Here is a 15,659-nt window from a genome sequence, read left to right on the forward strand (position 1 = left end):
GCTACGCTTTCCACTTTTTATACTGATTGATCAGTCCGTTGGTAGAAGCGTCGTGCGTAGCGATAGCGTCGGCAGTCCGCAATTCGGGAAGGATTTTTCCAGCCAATTGCTTGCCAAGTTCGACTCCCCACTGGTCGAAGCTGAAGATGTTCCAGATAACCCCTTGCACGAATATTTTATGCTCATAGAGTGCAATGAGTGATCCGAGCGTATACGGTGTGATTTTCTTGATCAGGAAGGAATTGCTTGGCCGGTTGCCTTCAAATACTTTGAAAGCCTTCAGCCGTTCAATGGCCGAGTCGGATGTGCCGGAAGCTTTCAGCTCAGCCACTACAGCTTGTTCGTCTTTTCCATTCATGAGCGCTTCAGTCTGCGCAAAGAAATTAGACAATAACAACGTGTGGTGTTCGCCGATAGGATTATGGGTTTGTGCCGGGGCGATAAAATCGCAGGGAATAAGCTTGGTTCCTTGATGGATGAGTTGATAGAATGCATGTTGGCCATTCGTGCCCGGTTCGCCCCAGATGATGGGCCCCGTTTGGTAAGCTACCGCATTTCCGTTGCGATCTACGTATTTGCCGTTGCTTTCCATGTCGCCCTGTTGAAAATAGGCAGCAAACCGGTGCAGGTATTGGTCATAGGGCAGGATGGCTTGTGTCTCCGCATCGAAGAAATTATTATACCAAATGCCGAGCAATGCCATGATGACGGGGATGTTTTCTTCCAGCGGTGTGCGGCGGAAATGTTCATCGGTGGCATAGGCGCCCCCAAGGAGCTGTTCAAAATGCTCGAAACCAATACTCAGTACGATGGACAGGCCGATAGCGCTCCACAAGGAGTAGCGCCCGCCTACCCAATCCCAAAATTCAAACATGTTTTGCGTGTCGATACCGAATGCCGCCACGGCCTGGCTGTTGGTAGACAATGCCGCGAAATGCTTGGCAATATCATCTTCAGCAGCCCCACCAGCTAAGAACCACTGCCGGGCCGTATGGGCATTGGCCATGGTTTCTTGCGTGGTAAATGTTTTGGAGGCTATCAGGAAAAGTGTCGTCTCCGGATTGAGCCGCTTGAGTGTTTCGGCAATGTGGGTACCATCGACGTTGGAGACGAAGTGGATGTTGAGGTGGTTTTTGTAAGGTTTGAGAGCCTCGGTTACCATCACGGGTCCCAGATCTGATCCCCCGATACCGATATTGACCACATCGGCAATCGGTTTCCCCGTATAGCCTTTCCACGTGCCGCTGATGATGCGTTCTGAAAACGTTTTCATCTTGGCCAATACACTTCGTACTTCAGGCATGATATCTTTCCCGTCTACCACAATGGGTGTGTCGCCCTGGTTGCGTAGTGCAGTATGCAATACCGCCCGGTTCTCGGTTTCATTAATGGCGTTGCCTGAAAACATGGCGTCAATTGCTTCGTCCAATTTGCATTCCCGGGCAAGCTGAAGCAGCAGCGCTTTGGTGGTGTCGTTTATCCTGTTTTTTGAATAGTCAAAGAGAATATCACCAAATGCAATAGAAAATTTGTCAAACCGTTTTGGGTCTTCTGCAAACAAATCGCGGAGGTGCTGTGGCGCAATATCGATGTAATGGTTGCTGAGGTATTTGTATGCGGCTGTTTCTGTAAAATTTATACGGGGTAGCATCGTTGTATTTTTTGTTGTTGCGAAGTTAAGGGTTTTTGCATTAAGTGGGGGTAATGTGATGGCATAAATTCCTTACCTTTGCGCCATGACCAAAGAACAGATTCAAGACTTGAGGGATAGAACAGCTTCCCTAAGGAGGCATCTTTGACATCGATGCGCGAAAAGAGGAAATAGAAAACGAACAAGCGATAACCCTCCAGCCCAATTTTTGGGACGATTCCAAGGCGGCCGAAAAGACGCTGCAATCCATCAAAAGCAAGAAAGTATGGACCGATCACTTCGATGAGGTAGCTGCTGCTGTTGATGACGCCGTGGTAATGTTTGAATTTTTCCAGGCGGGCGATGCCTCCGAAGCCGATCTGCGAGAACAATACGATGTGGCACTACACAAGGTGGAGGAATTGGAGTTTAAAAACATGCTCAGTGCTGAAGAGGATCAATTGGATGCCGTTTTGCAAATCACTGCCGGTGCGGGAGGTACAGAAAGCTGCGATTGGGCCGGCATGCTGATGCGGATGTATATCATGTGGGGCGAAAGCAACGGCTATAAAGTGACTGAGCAAGATTATCAAGAGGGAGACGTAGCGGGGATTAAAAGTGTGACCTTGCAGTTTTCCGGGGACTTTGCTTATGGTTACCTCAAAGGCGAAAACGGCGTGCATCGGCTGGTCCGGATATCACCTTTTGACTCCAACGCTAAGCGGCACACTTCTTTTGCCTCCGTGTATGTATATCCGTTGGTCGATGACAACATCGAAATTGAGGTGAAAGACGCCGACGTGGAGTGGGATACGTTTCGTTCAGGCGGGGCTGGCGGACAAAACGTAAACAAAGTGGAAACCGCTGTGCGCCTCCACCACAAACCCACCGGCATTATCATCAAGAATCAAGAATCACGCTCACAACTGCAGAATAAAGAAAACGCATTGCGGTTATTGAAGTCGCAGCTCTATGAAATTGAAATGCGCAAACGGCAGGAAGCAGCGGCAGCGATAGAAGGCAGCAAGAAGAAAATAGAGTGGGGTTCGCAAATCCGCAACTACGTCCTGCATCCGTATAAGCTGGTGAAGGACCTGCGGACAAACGTAGAGACGTCCAATACGCAGGCGGTGTTAGACGGCGAAATCGACGAATTCCTGAAGGCTTACCTGATGGAATTTGGGGGGAATTAAAACTCGTTCTTCCACATCATGCTTTCCACAGGGCGGGTGGTCTTGTTGTTGTACTTCGCATTCGCTTTGCTATTGTAGAAGGTCTCGATATCGCCTTCCACGGCAAAATAAATCAACTGCCCGATGGGCATGCCTACGTATATTCGTACAGGCTGCGCCACCGATATCTCGAGGGTCCATGTGTTGCAGAATCCGACATCGCCTTTGCCTGCCGTGGCATGGATATCGATGCCCAACCGGCCGGTGCTGGACTTGCCCTCAAGGAAAGGCACATGGTTGTGTGTCTCCGTATATTCGAGCGTAACCCCCAGATACAAGGTGTTGGGTTCCAATACAAAGCCTGTCTTGGGGATTTCAAAATGTACGATTTCGTTATGTTTTTTTGCATCAAGTACCCGGTCTTTGTAGGTAGCAAGGTATTTGCCCAGGTGAACGTCATACGAATTGGTGCCCAGGCACTCTCTGCGGAAAGGCTCAATAATAATGGAGCCACGTTCAATTTCTTCGAGTATACGTTTGTCAGATAAAATCATTTTCTTTTAGACATGACAGCGAAACCTCCGGCATCATACACGTTGCTTACGTATCGCCGTCGAGATAAACGCAGTGGGCAAAAATACATTAATGAATTAGAATTTTAAGGACTATCGGCAATAAATAGCTAATTTTGAATTATGGCTCTGGTATACCTGCGTGAGTTGGATAATAATGTGCGGTTTGCTATTTGGCGTATTGAAGAACCTGCTGAAGATCTTATCGGCAGGTTGCAATTGGGTGCCCGTGAAAAAGCGGTTTTAAGCCGGCTGAACAAAGGCAAGCGGACCCTGCATTGGCTGGCCACGCGTGTCTTACTGCGTAAAATGCTGGATACTCCCGGATATATCGACTGCCCATCGGACGAGAACGGCAAACCTTATCTCGCAAATTTCCCGCAGCGGATCTCGCTTACGCATTCCTTTGACTATGCTGCGGTGATGATGAGCGACAACGGGGAGGTGGGGATAGATTTGGAGCTTGTAAAGCCTAAGATCCTGCGCATAGCAGACAAATTCATGAAGCCGAATGAGCTTGAAGCCATCGGAAGAACGGGAATCGAAAAACTATATGCCTGTTGGTGTGCTAAGGAAGCCGTCTATAAGCTACAAGGCAACAAAGGCGTGTCATTCAAAGACAACATGACCATCCGCCCGTTTGATTTTCAGGATCAGGGTGTGTTGTTTCTCGACTTGGACGCACCGCATCGCCAGGAGCGGTTCAAGGTGTATTATGAAAAGTTCCAGGAGTACATGCTGGGTTATGTCACGGAAAATTAATCGTTTTCAGTCCGCTGTCTTGCAACAATTGCTAAGTTAGCAACGCCCGGACCTGTCCGGAAGCATTTTCGTTGTCTACTTTGTCAATAATATGCGTGATAATGCCTTGTTCATCTATCACGAAGGTAGTACGTAATGTGCCCATGTACGATCTTCCGAAGAGCATTTTTTCGCCCCAGACACCGTAAGCATTCACAATTTCCTGGTCGGTATCCACCAACAGGTTGAAGGGAAGGTTGAATTTGTTGGCGAAATTACGATGCGAACGTTCAGTGTTTGTGCTCACGCCGATGACTTCAAACCCTTCGGCTTGCAGGGATTGATAATTATCCCGGAAGTTGCAGGCCTCCGCGGTGCAGCCCGGTGTATTGTCTTTTGGATAAAAATATAGAATGACTTTTTTTCCTTTGAAATCATGCAGTGATATGATTTCGCCATGTTGGTTCTTTGCGGTGATTGCGGGGGCTTTATCGCCTATTTTCAGTTTTGCCATTGTCAGAATTTTCTCGGTTACCTGATAAAATTTACTTCATAGACCTGTTTGTTGTCTTTCCAGTCAACGACTTCCAACCGGAAGCGGTGTTTGCCTTTTTGTAGGTCGCTTTCCAAGGTATGCCATAGCGATCGCGATTTGGGGTCGTACTCCATCAGTACCCATTGGTCGTCGATATAGCCGTTGAATGATTGTATTCCAGAAAGGTTATCTGAAATCTTGAAGTTTATCCGGTTTGTTGCCGCCATATTTTTATTTTCACTGATGTTCTGGGGCTGTATGGTAGGCGGCAATGTGTCTACAGCGATGTAAAAACCACCAAACGAACGGGTCTTTGTGCGCACCCAACCATCCTCAAAATTACCGCCGTGTGAGTTGCCTTCGGCGTTGACGATGATGGCTTTGGGCTTGAGCGCGTCTGTCAACGTGCTATCTGGTTTGATTTTCAGTTCGTAACTTTCGCGGAGCGGAATAAAACGGTTATGAATGTGCTGCATCATGGAGTATCCGCCCTTTGGCCGCGAGCCTTGGTGATAATTGAAGTGCAAGTGGTCATACAGGGCGTTTTCCGGCATAATCACTTCTGCATGCTCAGCGGTGAAACGATTTTCGCTATCAAAACTAAACATTGCCGTGCCCGGCGCACGCTGCCGCACAGGCGTATAAGAAGGCGTATTCCTCACCTTAAACGTGTGTGTGCTGGTATTGCCATGTACATCTCGAACGCGGTAAGTGAGTGTATGTTCTTGGTTGTCGGTTAATGTGATGCTGCCATCACCTTCGAGGAAGTGGAAGATGTTGATGGGATTATTCGGATCCTTAAAACTCTTTTGTATCCTGGTCTTTTTCAGGATATAATACGGATAATCAATATATGAATGGATGGTGCCCGAAGTGGCAAAAGACAACTCTTCAAACAGCACCGTACTGACGGGCCTGCCATCGAGCAGCAGTTCAATGGAATAGACACCGTTGTTGAAAGACGTGCCGTTGTGCCGATCTACCGTATTGATGCCCACGCCGAAGCGGCCGTTGACTGGTAATACCTGCGCACTTTGCAGCGAAAGATGCCTTCTCGGCGTATGCTCACTGAACGGTTCATCAGCCAGGTCATAGACCGTGATGCCCCGGATAAGCGGTGCCAGGTTATCCGGAAATTTCAATCCAAACAACTGGGGGTTCAGCGGAGCTTCCGTTTTGGTGTCACGTATTTCAAAATGCAGGTGGGGCCCCTGGGAGCTGCCGGTATTGCCCGCCAGGCCGATCCGGTCACCTTTTCTGACAGGTACGACCGCCTCTTCAAGCGATATATCTACATCGAAACGTTGCAGTTCGTATTGCTTGGCTTTTACGATCGCAGCCAGTTGCGCATTAAACTCATGCATGTGCAAGTACACACTGGTGAAGCCGTTGGGATGATTGATGTAAACGGAGTTGCCGCCGCCGCCGATCTGTACCCGTACGCGGGCTACATAACCTTCCGCTACCGCAAAAAGTGGTAAACCCACGCGCTGCTGCGTACGGTAATCGTCGCCCGCATGGAAGTGCGTGGAGCGCAGCTCGCCAAAGGTGCCCGACGCCTGCGGCGGAATGTCCAGCGGACTTCTAAAATAGCCTTGGGGATATTCCCTGTTTTTGATGATGGGGTTTTGCGCCTTTACAGAAACATGGACAAGGAAAAATGCCAGGCAAATAACTAAGAAACGGTTAACCTTCATGTATGGTGCTATTTCACATAAAAATGAAACATTCGTTGGTCGCCGATGTATCCCTCCAGGTAGTCGCCAATGGCTACCGGACCCACGCCTGCCGGGGTACCCGTAAAGATTAGATCACCTTTGCGCAGGGTGATGTACTGGGAGACAAAGACCAAGAGGTCTTCAAATGAAAAAATCAAGTCCTTAGTGTTGCCCATTTGTACGGTTTCGCCATTTTTATCTAATCGGAACGCAATATCGTAGACGTCTCCAAAAACGGTTTTCGAAAGCAGATCGCTCACCGGTGCCGAGCCATCAAATGCCTTCGCGAGTTCCCACGGCAAGGATTTATCCTTGTGTTCCTGTTGGATGTCCCGGGCTGTAAAATCAATGCCTAAACCAATAGCATCGTAGTAGGTGTGTGCAAATTTCGCGCCGATATGTTTCCCCTCCTTGCAAACACGGAGCACAATTTCCACCTCATGGTGTATGTTTTTGGAAAATTCGGGATAATAAAAATCCCGGTTGTCCTTAAGCACGGCTGTATCCGGTTTCAGGAAAATAACCGGTTTTTCCGGTATGGGATTATGGAGTTCTTTGGCGTGTTCGGTGTAATTGCGGCCTATTGCGATGATTTTCATGGATTTCGTTTACTGTTAGTCTATCGTATGCAAAAGTAATGTTATTGTATTAAAAACCGGGATGATAGCCGTAATAATCTGAATGCCAAAGGAGCTGCCGACGATTCCGGCGCTGATTACCATCGGATTTTTTACAATTGAGTATTGGAGATGATGCTGATTTTGTGTATATTCACCATTTGTATCAAGGAGGTGACTATGCGTACGTTAAATGCCAATTGGTTCATCGAGGTTCCTATCGATTTTGAGTACAAACAATATCAGTTGCTTGCTTATTTACAACAAATCAATGCGCATTTTAATAAAACGAGGCTCTATCCGAACTTAAACGATTTGATTTTTCATTATAATAACCTAAAAAAATTTAAGCAAGACAAAACAACGCTTGAAGCGGGGTTTCCCGTGCGGCTAAGCAGTATTGATATGGCTGCCGTCAAAATTACTTACGAAAAAATCGTGAATGACGACACGATGATGCAGGAGATCGAACAGATTATCTCCTACGCCGCAAGTAAAATCAAGCCTGCAATCAAGGAAGGGCAGGAGATTTATGATTTTGTGGAGAGCCACTTGGTTATCTCCGAAGTGGGCATGCGACCGCTATATCCAAACAACGGTTATCTGCTGTTGCGCAATGGCGATGAAAAGGGAATACGCGTGTATGAGTATCAGGTAACCCTCTTTGAAAGCCAGCACGAAAAATACCGGGGAATCCATACCACATACCTGACCAAATACGAACGGCATTTTATTTACAATACGCCCGAAGCCATCCGGAAAGACCTTATTCATACCCGACGGGAACTCCCCAATCCGGCGGTTTACCAAGTGGAAAGCGACATCACATTCCCTGTTGAAAATACGTTGCTCCCCTTAGCAAAAAAAACCTTGGTCAAAACGATTTCGGCACTGAATTGATGTAGGCCGGAACCTGAAATGAACAGGTGATGTTTTTTCGGGGCGACGTATGATTTTACTTGCAAGTGAATCTTTTATTATCTACCTTAGCGCCGTAATACGACGAGGTATTGCAACAAACCAAATTAGATTAACAAATTATTCACCTGTTAAAACACACAATTATGCCGAAAACAAAACTATTTCTTGTTTAGCTAAAATGTTTTAGTTTTTTAGCTGGCCTGTGCTTAGATCTTGAGCATCGGCGAAGCAGATGTCGGCTACTAGGTAGCGGGCATCAGCATCGTTGTACTTTTCTGATGTGCCAAAATTTGCGGCGGTTTATGGGAACTACGTTTCAGTGGACCGCTTTTGTAGTCCGGGCGATAACGAAAAGTGCAACGGGATACTTTTAGGATAAACCAAAAATCAAAAACAGATGAACCAAATTTCAACACACAACAAACGTGGTTGGGTGCGAATGACACCTCTTCCGCTTGCGCTAGCAGTGGCTATGCTCCCCGGTGCAACAGACGCCAAAGGGAGTATGGGAAGTAAGCGGACGCCAGCGGCGACTTATGCGACCGCTGGGGACCTTGCCACTGTGGTCAAACAGCAGACGATTACCGGTACAGTTACCAGTGCCGCTGACGGAAGCCCATTATCGGGTGTTTCCGTTGCCGTGAAAGGAACTTCCCGAGGCACGGCTACGGATGACAATGGCAGGTACACTATTTCCGCCGCTACTGGCGAAACTCTTCTGTTTTCCTTTTTGGGCTACGCTGCCCAAGAAATAATTGTCGGCCAGAGCAATACCGTCAATGTTCAATTACAAGACGGTACCGAAAGTCTGGATGAGGTAGTGGTCGTAGGATATGGTACTCAGAAACGCAAGGAAGTTACCTCGGCAGTTACAACAATACGTGCGGAGGATTTCAATGCGGGCGGTGCGCGTTCGCCCATGGATTTGATTCAGGGTAAAGTAGCAGGTCTGCACATCACACGCACGCAAGGGAATAACCCTAATTCTGGTGTTGCGATCCAATTGAGGGGTGTCACTTCGCTCACTGGAACAAGGACTCCGCTGATTGTAATTGACGGTATACCTGGCGGCAGCCTTGACCTCTTGCAACAAGATGATATTGCATCGTTCGACGTGCTGAAGGACGGTTCCGCCGCGGCTATTTATGGTACCCGGGGTAATGCGGGCGTTATTCTGATCACGACGAAAAAGGGAAAGGAAGGAGCTGCACAGTTTGACTACCATACCTATGTTCAACGGGAGGTCATTGATCGGAAACCTGACTATATTACAGCGGCTGGCTTTAGAGATTTAATTGCGCAAGGCGTGATTAACAGCAATCAGGATTTCGGAGCATCAACAGATTTGTATGAAGAACTGATAGACCGCCAAAACACCAGCCACTATCATAACTTCGCTGCCAGCGGCGGTACCGCCAACACTAATTACCGGGCATCGCTTTATTTTAATGATGCACAGGGTATTGCTAGGCGTAACGGAAGGGAACAATTTGGTGGTCGGTTGAATATTAATCAGAAAGGCCTTCAAGAACGGCTGACGCTTTCCATGAACTTAGTTGCAAATTTCAATAAGGCGGATCTTCTTGGCGGTGGGGGCGGTGATTTCGAGCAAGCCATCCAACGGAACCCAACAGCGCCAATTTACAATGAAGACGGATCGTTCTTTGAAACACAAAACTATAACAACTATAACCCACTGGGGCGGCTAGCTCATCGAGTCAATGAGCGCAACCAACAGACAATTTCTGGGGACGCTCAATTGAGACTTGAAATCATTGAAGGGTTGTCCGCTTCGGTATTCGGGTCCTATGTTCGCGACAATTGGAATGATCGGCAGTACCGTTCGTCCTTGGACTGGGAGCAGCGGCCTGCATCGCAATGGCGTGGAATGGGATATGCATTTAAACGAAACGAGATCTCTTGGACGCAAACGCTCGAATCGACCATTGATTACAGCAAGACATTCAATGACGATCACAACGTTACTGCTCTTCTGGGCTATAGTTATCAGTATGGGACGTATGAACGGTTTGAGGTAAATAACAATGGTTTTACTACAGACGGTTTTCTCGACTGGAACTTAGGTGCTGGCAGCGCGATTCAAAATACATTACTTCCAAGACCGGGAATGGGAAGTTTCAAGGAAGATAATACGCTTATCGCTTTCTTTGGCCGCGTGAATTACGCTTTCCGAAGCAAATATATGGTGTCGGCTATTCTTCGCCGGGAAGGTTCTTCGCGCTTTGGCGCCAACCATAAATGGGGTAACTTCCCGGCGGTTTCTGCTGGATGGACAATAAGCGAAGAAGAGTTCTTACGTGACGTGTCTCAAATCAATCAATTGAAATTGCGGGTCGGTTACGGTGTAACCGGAAACCAGGGCATACCTAATTATAATTCACTGGTTACGTTAGGTACAGGAGGTGTATACCCGCAGGATGGGGTGTATTATCAAACATACGGCGCAGCTCGCAACCCCAACCCTAACCTTCGTTGGGAGCAGAAAGCTGAGTGGAATTTTGGTTTGGATTTCGGATTGTTTAATAATCGACTTACTGGAGCTTTCGATGTGTATAACCGGGAAACTAAAGATCTGTTATACAACTACAATGCACAACAGCCTGCATTTGTCCGTGATCTAATCTACACAAATGTTGGTTCGATACGTAACCATGGAGTAGAGTTGCAGCTTTCTGCTGTTGCTATGCGAAAAAATGGATTCCAATGGAACATTGATTTTGCCGGAAACTCCCAATTCAACAAGTTAACAAAACTATCCAGTGATGTGTTCCAGGCTAACTGGTTGAATTTCTATAATCTTCCATCACCGGGCAACTTAGGTCCTGCATTTCGCTTGGAAGAAGGAGGCGCTGTCGGTAATTTCTTCGGTAAGCGCTTTGCCGGCTTGACTGATGATGGTAAATGGCTATTTTATAAAGCAGACGGCACTACCGGAACAGCAACGGAAATGAACGACAATGACCTAACGATTATTGGTAATGGTGTGCCTAAATACCAAGCATCTTTGACCAATACATTCAGTTATAAGGGATTTGATTTAACCGTTTTATTAAGAGGTAAATTTGCTTTCGATATTCTGAATACCCAAGACTTGTATTTTGGTAACAAAAGATGGCTTCCCAATAACATGCTACGGAGTGCGGTAACCACCCACAATGACTTGGATGACGATCCACAATATTCGGATTACTACATCGAGCGGGGTGATTTCGTGAAGTTGGATAACTTGACCCTAGGGTATAATTTCAAGCTGAATACCTCGTATATCCGTAATATGCGTCTCTATGTAACGGGTAGAAATATTGCTACAATTACAGGTTACAGCGGCATTGATCCGGAATTGCAGGACACTGGTTTTGAGGCTGGAGTGGATGCAAGGGGCTTCTATCCCCGCACGCAGTCATGGGCTATCGGATTGAATGTTGGATTCTAAATGTGATACAAAGATGAAAAGCTATATTAAAAAAGCAATGTATGTTGCTGCTGTGGGGTTACTTGCCAGTGGCATGAATGCCTGTACAAATCTGGAAGAAACCCTGTACAGTGAACTGAACAAGGGGAACTTTTATAACAACAAGGTTGAGGTGTTGCAGGCCGCTTTGCGTCCATTCACGCATATGCAGGCATGGCTGGCCCCGACGGGGCAAAGCGGCTACTACTACCATGCGGAACTTTCCGCCGACCAGCTGGCGTGGCCTCAGAAGGGCAGGCATGGATATGATGGAGGAGACCATTTCCGCCAGCATTACCATACATGGACAGATAATGAAGGCCGGATGCGGACTGCATGGGTATTGATGTGGACCGGCGTGGGCTATGTAAACGCCGCTTTGATGGATCTGGAGCAGGTGGATTATGCGTCCTTGGGGATTTCAGATACGGAAATGGCTGCAATCCTAGCCGAGCTGAGAGTGCTACGTGCGTTTCATTATATGAAAATAATGGAATTGTGGGGCAATGCACCAATTGTCACGACGGTGGGTGAACCGCTGAACCCACCGACACAATCCCGAGCAGAAATATTCGAGTTCGTGAAAACGGAATTGGAAACATATGTACCCCAATTGCTGCCTTATTCCACTGAGCTGATCGGCCGGGTGTCTGCAGCAGCGGGTTACGCTATGCTGGCTGATCTCTACCTGAATGCCGAATATTTCGTAGGTACTCCCATGTGGGATGAATGTATCGCTGCATGTGACCGGATTATTAACGGTCAGGCTGGGGGGATAGGCGGTGCCCCTGTTCTGGCGGATAACCTGACGGAGACCTTCAGCAACACTAACCGCAATGCCCGTGAATCGCTGTTCCAATTTGCATTCAGCCGCCAAGGCGGCTTTACCTTCGACTGGGGAGGTTTTTTTATGGGATACGACAACATTCGGGAAGTGCTTAATGTAGGCTATGGCGGATGGAATGCATTCGTAGTTATCCCAACAGCTTTTGATGCATATGCTGAAAATGATCTGCGTAAACAGCAGTGGTTTTTGTTCGGCCCGCAGTATAAATACGGAACCAACGAACAGATTTTAGGTACAGAAGAATGGAATGGACAGCCTTTCGCTTACGTTAACTCCATCCGCCGCGAGAGTGAAGGAGACTTGACCAGTGAAGGCAGCATGGCGGAAGGCGAAGAAAACAGCGGAGCACGGTTCCATAAATACAAAAGCGGAACGTTGGAAGACCCGAATTATCAAGAAAATCACTATATCATTTATCGCCTCACAGAAATCTATTTCAACAAGGCGGAAGCCATTATGCGCAAAAACGGTGGAAGGGCTACGCAAGAAGCTGTTGATTTGATCAATGCTAGCCGCCAACGTGCCTTCACAACCGAAGACTGGCCTGCTGCACGCTATACCACGGCGACATTAACCATGGATGAGCTGTTGGAGGAGCGTGGGCGTGAGTTTATCTTTGAAGGTAAGCGCCGTACCGATATCATTCGCTTCGGTAAGTTTACCAATGGAAGCTGGTGGGACCATGAGCCAACCAATGATCCTACACGCGAGATTTATCCGATTCCACATACGCAGCTAGCAGCAAACCCGAATTTGGTGCAAAATCCGGGTTACTAAAAAAATGTAGCCAGCAAGTTACTTCCACTTGCTGGCTTTTTTTTATATATTAGCCCCGTACTACAATGGGGGATAAAGTATTTGTGCTAACCAACGTACTAAGGATAAACATTCATACGCTAAAACAATTTATTTAAATGGAAAAGAGTAATAAATCAAAGGCAGGTGCGACCCGTAGGGATTTCATCAAGACGGGTGCTGCAGCGGCGGCAGGTTTCATGGTGGTGCCAAGGCATGTACTGGGCGGTACTGGTTTTATTGCCCCCAGTGACAAATTGGTAGTGGCTGGTATTGGTGTGGGCGGTAAAGGTGAATCCGACTTGAGGTCATTCCACGAAAGTGGTAAGGCAGAGATTGCTTACCTCTGTGATGTGGATGACCGCCGTGCAGCAGGTTCTGTAAAACGGTTTCCCAAAGCAAAATACTACAAGGATTTCCGTGAAATGCTCGATAAAGAGCACAAACACATCGATGCGGTTTCGGTATCGGGGCCGGACCACAACCATGCTATCCATGCGCTGCCAGCGATGCAGCTGGGCAAGCACGTGTATGTACAAAAGCCACTCACGCATGATGTGTACGAAGCGCGGGTATTGACCGAGGCAGCAAAAAAATATAAGGTTGTCACCCAAATGGGCAACCAGGGAGCTTCTGGAGACGGCGTACGCATAATGCGCGAATGGTTCGATGCCGGGCTCATCGGTGATGTTCATACCATTTACACCTGGACGGATAGGCCCGTATGGCCCCAAGGCATCCAATGGCCATCGCAAAAAGCACCGGTACCGAATGAGCTTGATTGGGATCTTTGGCTGGGGACAGCGCCTTACAAAGACTATGTCGAAAAGCTGGTGCCCTTTAACTGGCGTGGATGGTGGGATTACGGTACAGGTGCCCTGGGCGACATGGGTTGCCACATCATGGAAGCCCCGTTTAGCATATTGGGGCTCCAATACGTGAAAGATGTACAAGCCAGTGTGGGTTCGGTATACGTGGATGAGTTCAAAAGGGGGTATTTCCCCGAAAGCTGCCCACCGTCAAGCTATGCGGTCATGACTTTCCCCAAAACCGACAAAACTTCAGGTGACGTAAAAATCCACTGGATGGATGGTGGCATCCAGCCGCAACGCCCCGAAGAGCTGGGACCAAACGAAGTGTTCGGCGACGGTGGAAATGGCATCCTCTTTATCGGTACAAAGGGAAAGATGATGGCTGGTTGCTATGCCGAAAATCCACGGTTACTGCCTACTTCATTGACCGAGCAGCATAAGCTTCCTGTAAAATACGAACGTGTACCGGGTGGGGCTGCCGGCCATTATGCGCAATGGGTGGAAGCCGCTATCGCAGGGTATGGCAATAAAGAAGTGAGCTCTCCGTTCGAAATTGCCGGTCCGCTCACCGAAGCATTGTTGATGTCCAACCTGGCCATCCGCGGCTCGGATTTACGGATTGATAATAAGTACCCTGGCAGGAATTTAAAACTGATTTGGGATAACGACAACATGAAGGTGACCAACTTTGATGAGGTCAACCAATTCGTAAAGCGGCAATACCGCCAAGGCTGGGAGCTATCAGCCGTTTAGTATAATCAATCCTTGAACTTCATAAAAAAAGGGGCGCAGGCCCCTTTTTTTATGAAGTTAGATAGCAATGGATGTATCCATTGCGAAGTCCTCATCCCTGAGGTGTACGATCTCCGTCGCCTTCTCGTAGTTGGTTGATTTCTTGGAAAAGAAATCATGTTGTGTCGTTTCGACATTAAGCCCGTTTAAAACAATGGGGTTTACGCGTTTGACTTCAAAGGTGGGTTCAAATCCCAGGTTCATGAGCGCCTTATTGGCATTATAGCGTACATACTCTTTTACCTCCGCAGTAAGCCCTACATCCGTATAGATTTCTTCCGTATACTTCAACTCGTTTTCATACAGATCATTGAGCAGCACGATGAGCTTTTCCTTTGCACGCTCCGGATTGGGCAGTTTTTTATAAACATCCTGGGCCAATAACCCTACGAATACGCCATGTATGGACTCGTCTGCAATGATTTTTTTGATGATGTCCGCACTGGCTACCATATGGCCTTGTCCGCATAACCACAATGGAATAAAAAAGCCACTATAAAACAGGAAAGATTCCAGCAGGACGGAGGCACATAATCCCATAAAGAGATCCTCTTTACTGATATCCGTCTCAGCCAGCTTGCGATAGTATTTGTCTATCGTGGAAGCCTTAAACTGCAGGTACTTGTTGTTTTGAACCCAGTTGAAGATGTCTTCAATATCCTGTGAAGTAGCTACGGTGGTAAAGATAGTGGAATAGGATTTGGCGTGGATGGCTTCCATCATGCACATGTATGCCAATACCGATTTATTTTGCAACGAATCAATGTGATCCATGATTTTGGGCATTCCGGTATGGCTTTGCAACGTATCAAGAAGCGTGAGGCCTCCCAGGGCCTTTTTATAACATTCCCGCATTTCCGGCGAGAGCGCTTTCCAGCTGTCTATATCCTTCGATGGGATATACTCTGTGTCAATCCAGAATTGCTTGATATTCTGCTCCCAAAACATCAGCGCGTAGTCATTTTCGGGATCGTTCCAGTTGACGGCTTTATATTGTTTCATGTCAGATTCGTTTTTTCGTGTTTTGTTTTTGGT

At 47.4% G+C, this 15,659-nt stretch carries 12 protein-coding genes; 6 read left to right on the plus strand and 6 right to left on the minus strand.

Going from position 1 to position 15,659, the window contains the following annotated elements:
- Position 1: 1 nt before the first annotated feature.
- The gene (pgi, locus tag JHJ32_RS08720; RefSeq protein WP_079715193.1) at positions 2 to 1,651 is read right to left on the minus strand and encodes a glucose-6-phosphate isomerase; all 1,650 of its coding nucleotides are present in this window, start codon (positions 1,649 to 1,651) and stop codon (positions 2 to 4) included.
- Between the two features lie 85 nt (positions 1,652 to 1,736).
- Between pgi and prfB the strand changes: the two genes are divergently transcribed.
- Positions 1,737 to 2,823 (plus strand): peptide chain release factor 2 gene (gene prfB / locus JHJ32_RS08725; RefSeq protein ID WP_200120733.1). Its coding sequence is split into 2 segments (ribosomal slippage): positions 1,737 to 1,796 and positions 1,798 to 2,823, totalling 1,086 coding nucleotides; the frame shifts between segments, so codons are not numbered across the junction.
- Here the strand turns inward: prfB and dcd are convergent.
- The gene (gene dcd, locus JHJ32_RS08730; RefSeq protein ID WP_079715194.1) at positions 2,820 to 3,356 is read right to left on the minus strand and encodes a dCTP deaminase; all 537 of its coding nucleotides are present in this window, start codon (positions 3,354 to 3,356) and stop codon (positions 2,820 to 2,822) included. The two genes, prfB and dcd, sit on opposite strands and share 4 nt — an antisense overlap.
- A 141-nt stretch (positions 3,357 to 3,497) precedes the next feature.
- On the opposite strand from dcd, the gene JHJ32_RS08735 reads away from it, so the two are divergent.
- The gene (locus tag JHJ32_RS08735) at positions 3,498 to 4,136 is read left to right on the plus strand and encodes a 4'-phosphopantetheinyl transferase superfamily protein (RefSeq protein WP_079715195.1); all 639 of its coding nucleotides are present in this window, start codon (positions 3,498 to 3,500) and stop codon (positions 4,134 to 4,136) included.
- Between the two features lie 31 nt (positions 4,137 to 4,167).
- Here JHJ32_RS08735 and bcp read toward each other — a convergent pair whose 3' ends face one another.
- From bcp to JHJ32_RS08750, 3 genes are read right to left on the minus strand one after another with little or no spacing between them, the layout of a single operon-like run.
- On the minus strand, positions 4,168 to 4,629 hold the full coding sequence (gene bcp / locus JHJ32_RS08740) for a thioredoxin-dependent thiol peroxidase (RefSeq protein ID WP_200120734.1): 462 nt from the start codon (positions 4,627 to 4,629) through the stop codon (positions 4,168 to 4,170).
- 17 nt (positions 4,630 to 4,646) lie between these two features.
- Positions 4,647 to 6,347, minus strand: coding sequence for a M23 family metallopeptidase (locus JHJ32_RS08745; RefSeq protein ID WP_200120735.1), 1,701 nt, complete (start codon positions 6,345 to 6,347; stop codon positions 4,647 to 4,649).
- A gap of 8 nt (positions 6,348 to 6,355) precedes the next feature.
- A complete protein-coding gene (locus JHJ32_RS08750; RefSeq protein ID WP_079715198.1) occupies positions 6,356 to 6,967 on the minus strand; it encodes a fumarylacetoacetate hydrolase family protein in 612 nt (203 codons plus the stop codon).
- Positions 6,968 to 7,204: 237 nt separating this feature from the next.
- Here JHJ32_RS08750 and JHJ32_RS08755 point away from each other — a divergent pair, with 237 nt between their 5' ends.
- The 4 genes from JHJ32_RS08755 to JHJ32_RS08770 all read left to right on the plus strand — a co-directional run bounded on the left by JHJ32_RS08755 (position 7,205) and on the right by JHJ32_RS08770 (position 14,585).
- Positions 7,205 to 7,885: a hypothetical protein gene (locus JHJ32_RS08755; protein WP_370584492.1), complete on the plus strand. Its 681-nt coding sequence runs from the start codon at positions 7,205 to 7,207 to the stop codon at positions 7,883 to 7,885.
- Between the two features lie 418 nt (positions 7,886 to 8,303).
- The gene (locus tag JHJ32_RS08760; RefSeq protein WP_233632567.1) at positions 8,304 to 11,360 is read left to right on the plus strand and encodes a SusC/RagA family TonB-linked outer membrane protein; all 3,057 of its coding nucleotides are present in this window, start codon (positions 8,304 to 8,306) and stop codon (positions 11,358 to 11,360) included.
- A 13-nt stretch (positions 11,361 to 11,373) separates the two neighbouring features.
- Entirely contained in the window at positions 11,374 to 13,002 is a 1,629-nt protein-coding gene (locus JHJ32_RS08765; RefSeq protein WP_200120737.1) for a RagB/SusD family nutrient uptake outer membrane protein, read from the plus strand.
- 137 nt (positions 13,003 to 13,139) lie between these two features.
- A complete protein-coding gene (locus tag JHJ32_RS08770; protein ID WP_079715203.1) occupies positions 13,140 to 14,585 on the plus strand; it encodes a Gfo/Idh/MocA family protein in 1,446 nt (481 codons plus the stop codon).
- A gap of 57 nt (positions 14,586 to 14,642) precedes the next feature.
- On the opposite strand, the gene nrdF is transcribed toward JHJ32_RS08770, so the two are convergent.
- Positions 14,643 to 15,626, minus strand: coding sequence for a class 1b ribonucleoside-diphosphate reductase subunit beta (gene nrdF, locus JHJ32_RS08775; RefSeq protein ID WP_079715204.1), 984 nt, complete (start codon positions 15,624 to 15,626; stop codon positions 14,643 to 14,645).
- Positions 15,627 to 15,659: the final 33 nt, after the last annotated feature.

The sequence above is a fragment of the Parapedobacter sp. ISTM3 genome, assembly GCF_016533505.1.
In the GTDB taxonomy this organism is placed as follows: Bacteria; Bacteroidota; Bacteroidia; order Sphingobacteriales; family Sphingobacteriaceae; genus Parapedobacter; species Parapedobacter luteus.

Bases quoted from the DNA above. Each gene is read 5' to 3' on its own strand.
- dcd (WP_079715194.1), bottom strand. From the start codon at position 3,356: ATGATTTTATCTGACAAACGTATACTCGAAGAAATTGAACGTGGCTCC.
- nrdF (WP_079715204.1), bottom strand. From the start codon at position 15,626: ATGAAACAATATAAAGCCGTCAACTGGAACGATCCCGAAAATGACTAC.
- JHJ32_RS08765 (WP_200120737.1), top strand. From the start codon at position 11,374: ATGAAAAGCTATATTAAAAAAGCAATGTATGTTGCTGCTGTGGGGTTA.
- bcp (WP_200120734.1), bottom strand. From the start codon at position 4,629: ATGGCAAAACTGAAAATAGGCGATAAAGCCCCCGCAATCACCGCAAAG.
- JHJ32_RS08735 (WP_079715195.1), top strand. From the start codon at position 3,498: ATGGCTCTGGTATACCTGCGTGAGTTGGATAATAATGTGCGGTTTGCT.
- JHJ32_RS08745 (WP_200120735.1), bottom strand. From the start codon at position 6,347: ATGAAGGTTAACCGTTTCTTAGTTATTTGCCTGGCATTTTTCCTTGTC.
- JHJ32_RS08770 (WP_079715203.1), top strand. From the start codon at position 13,140: ATGGAAAAGAGTAATAAATCAAAGGCAGGTGCGACCCGTAGGGATTTC.
- pgi (WP_079715193.1), bottom strand. From the start codon at position 1,651: ATGCTACCCCGTATAAATTTTACAGAAACAGCCGCATACAAATACCTC.
- JHJ32_RS08760 (WP_233632567.1), top strand. From the start codon at position 8,304: ATGAACCAAATTTCAACACACAACAAACGTGGTTGGGTGCGAATGACA.
- JHJ32_RS08750 (WP_079715198.1), bottom strand. From the start codon at position 6,967: ATGAAAATCATCGCAATAGGCCGCAATTACACCGAACACGCCAAAGAA.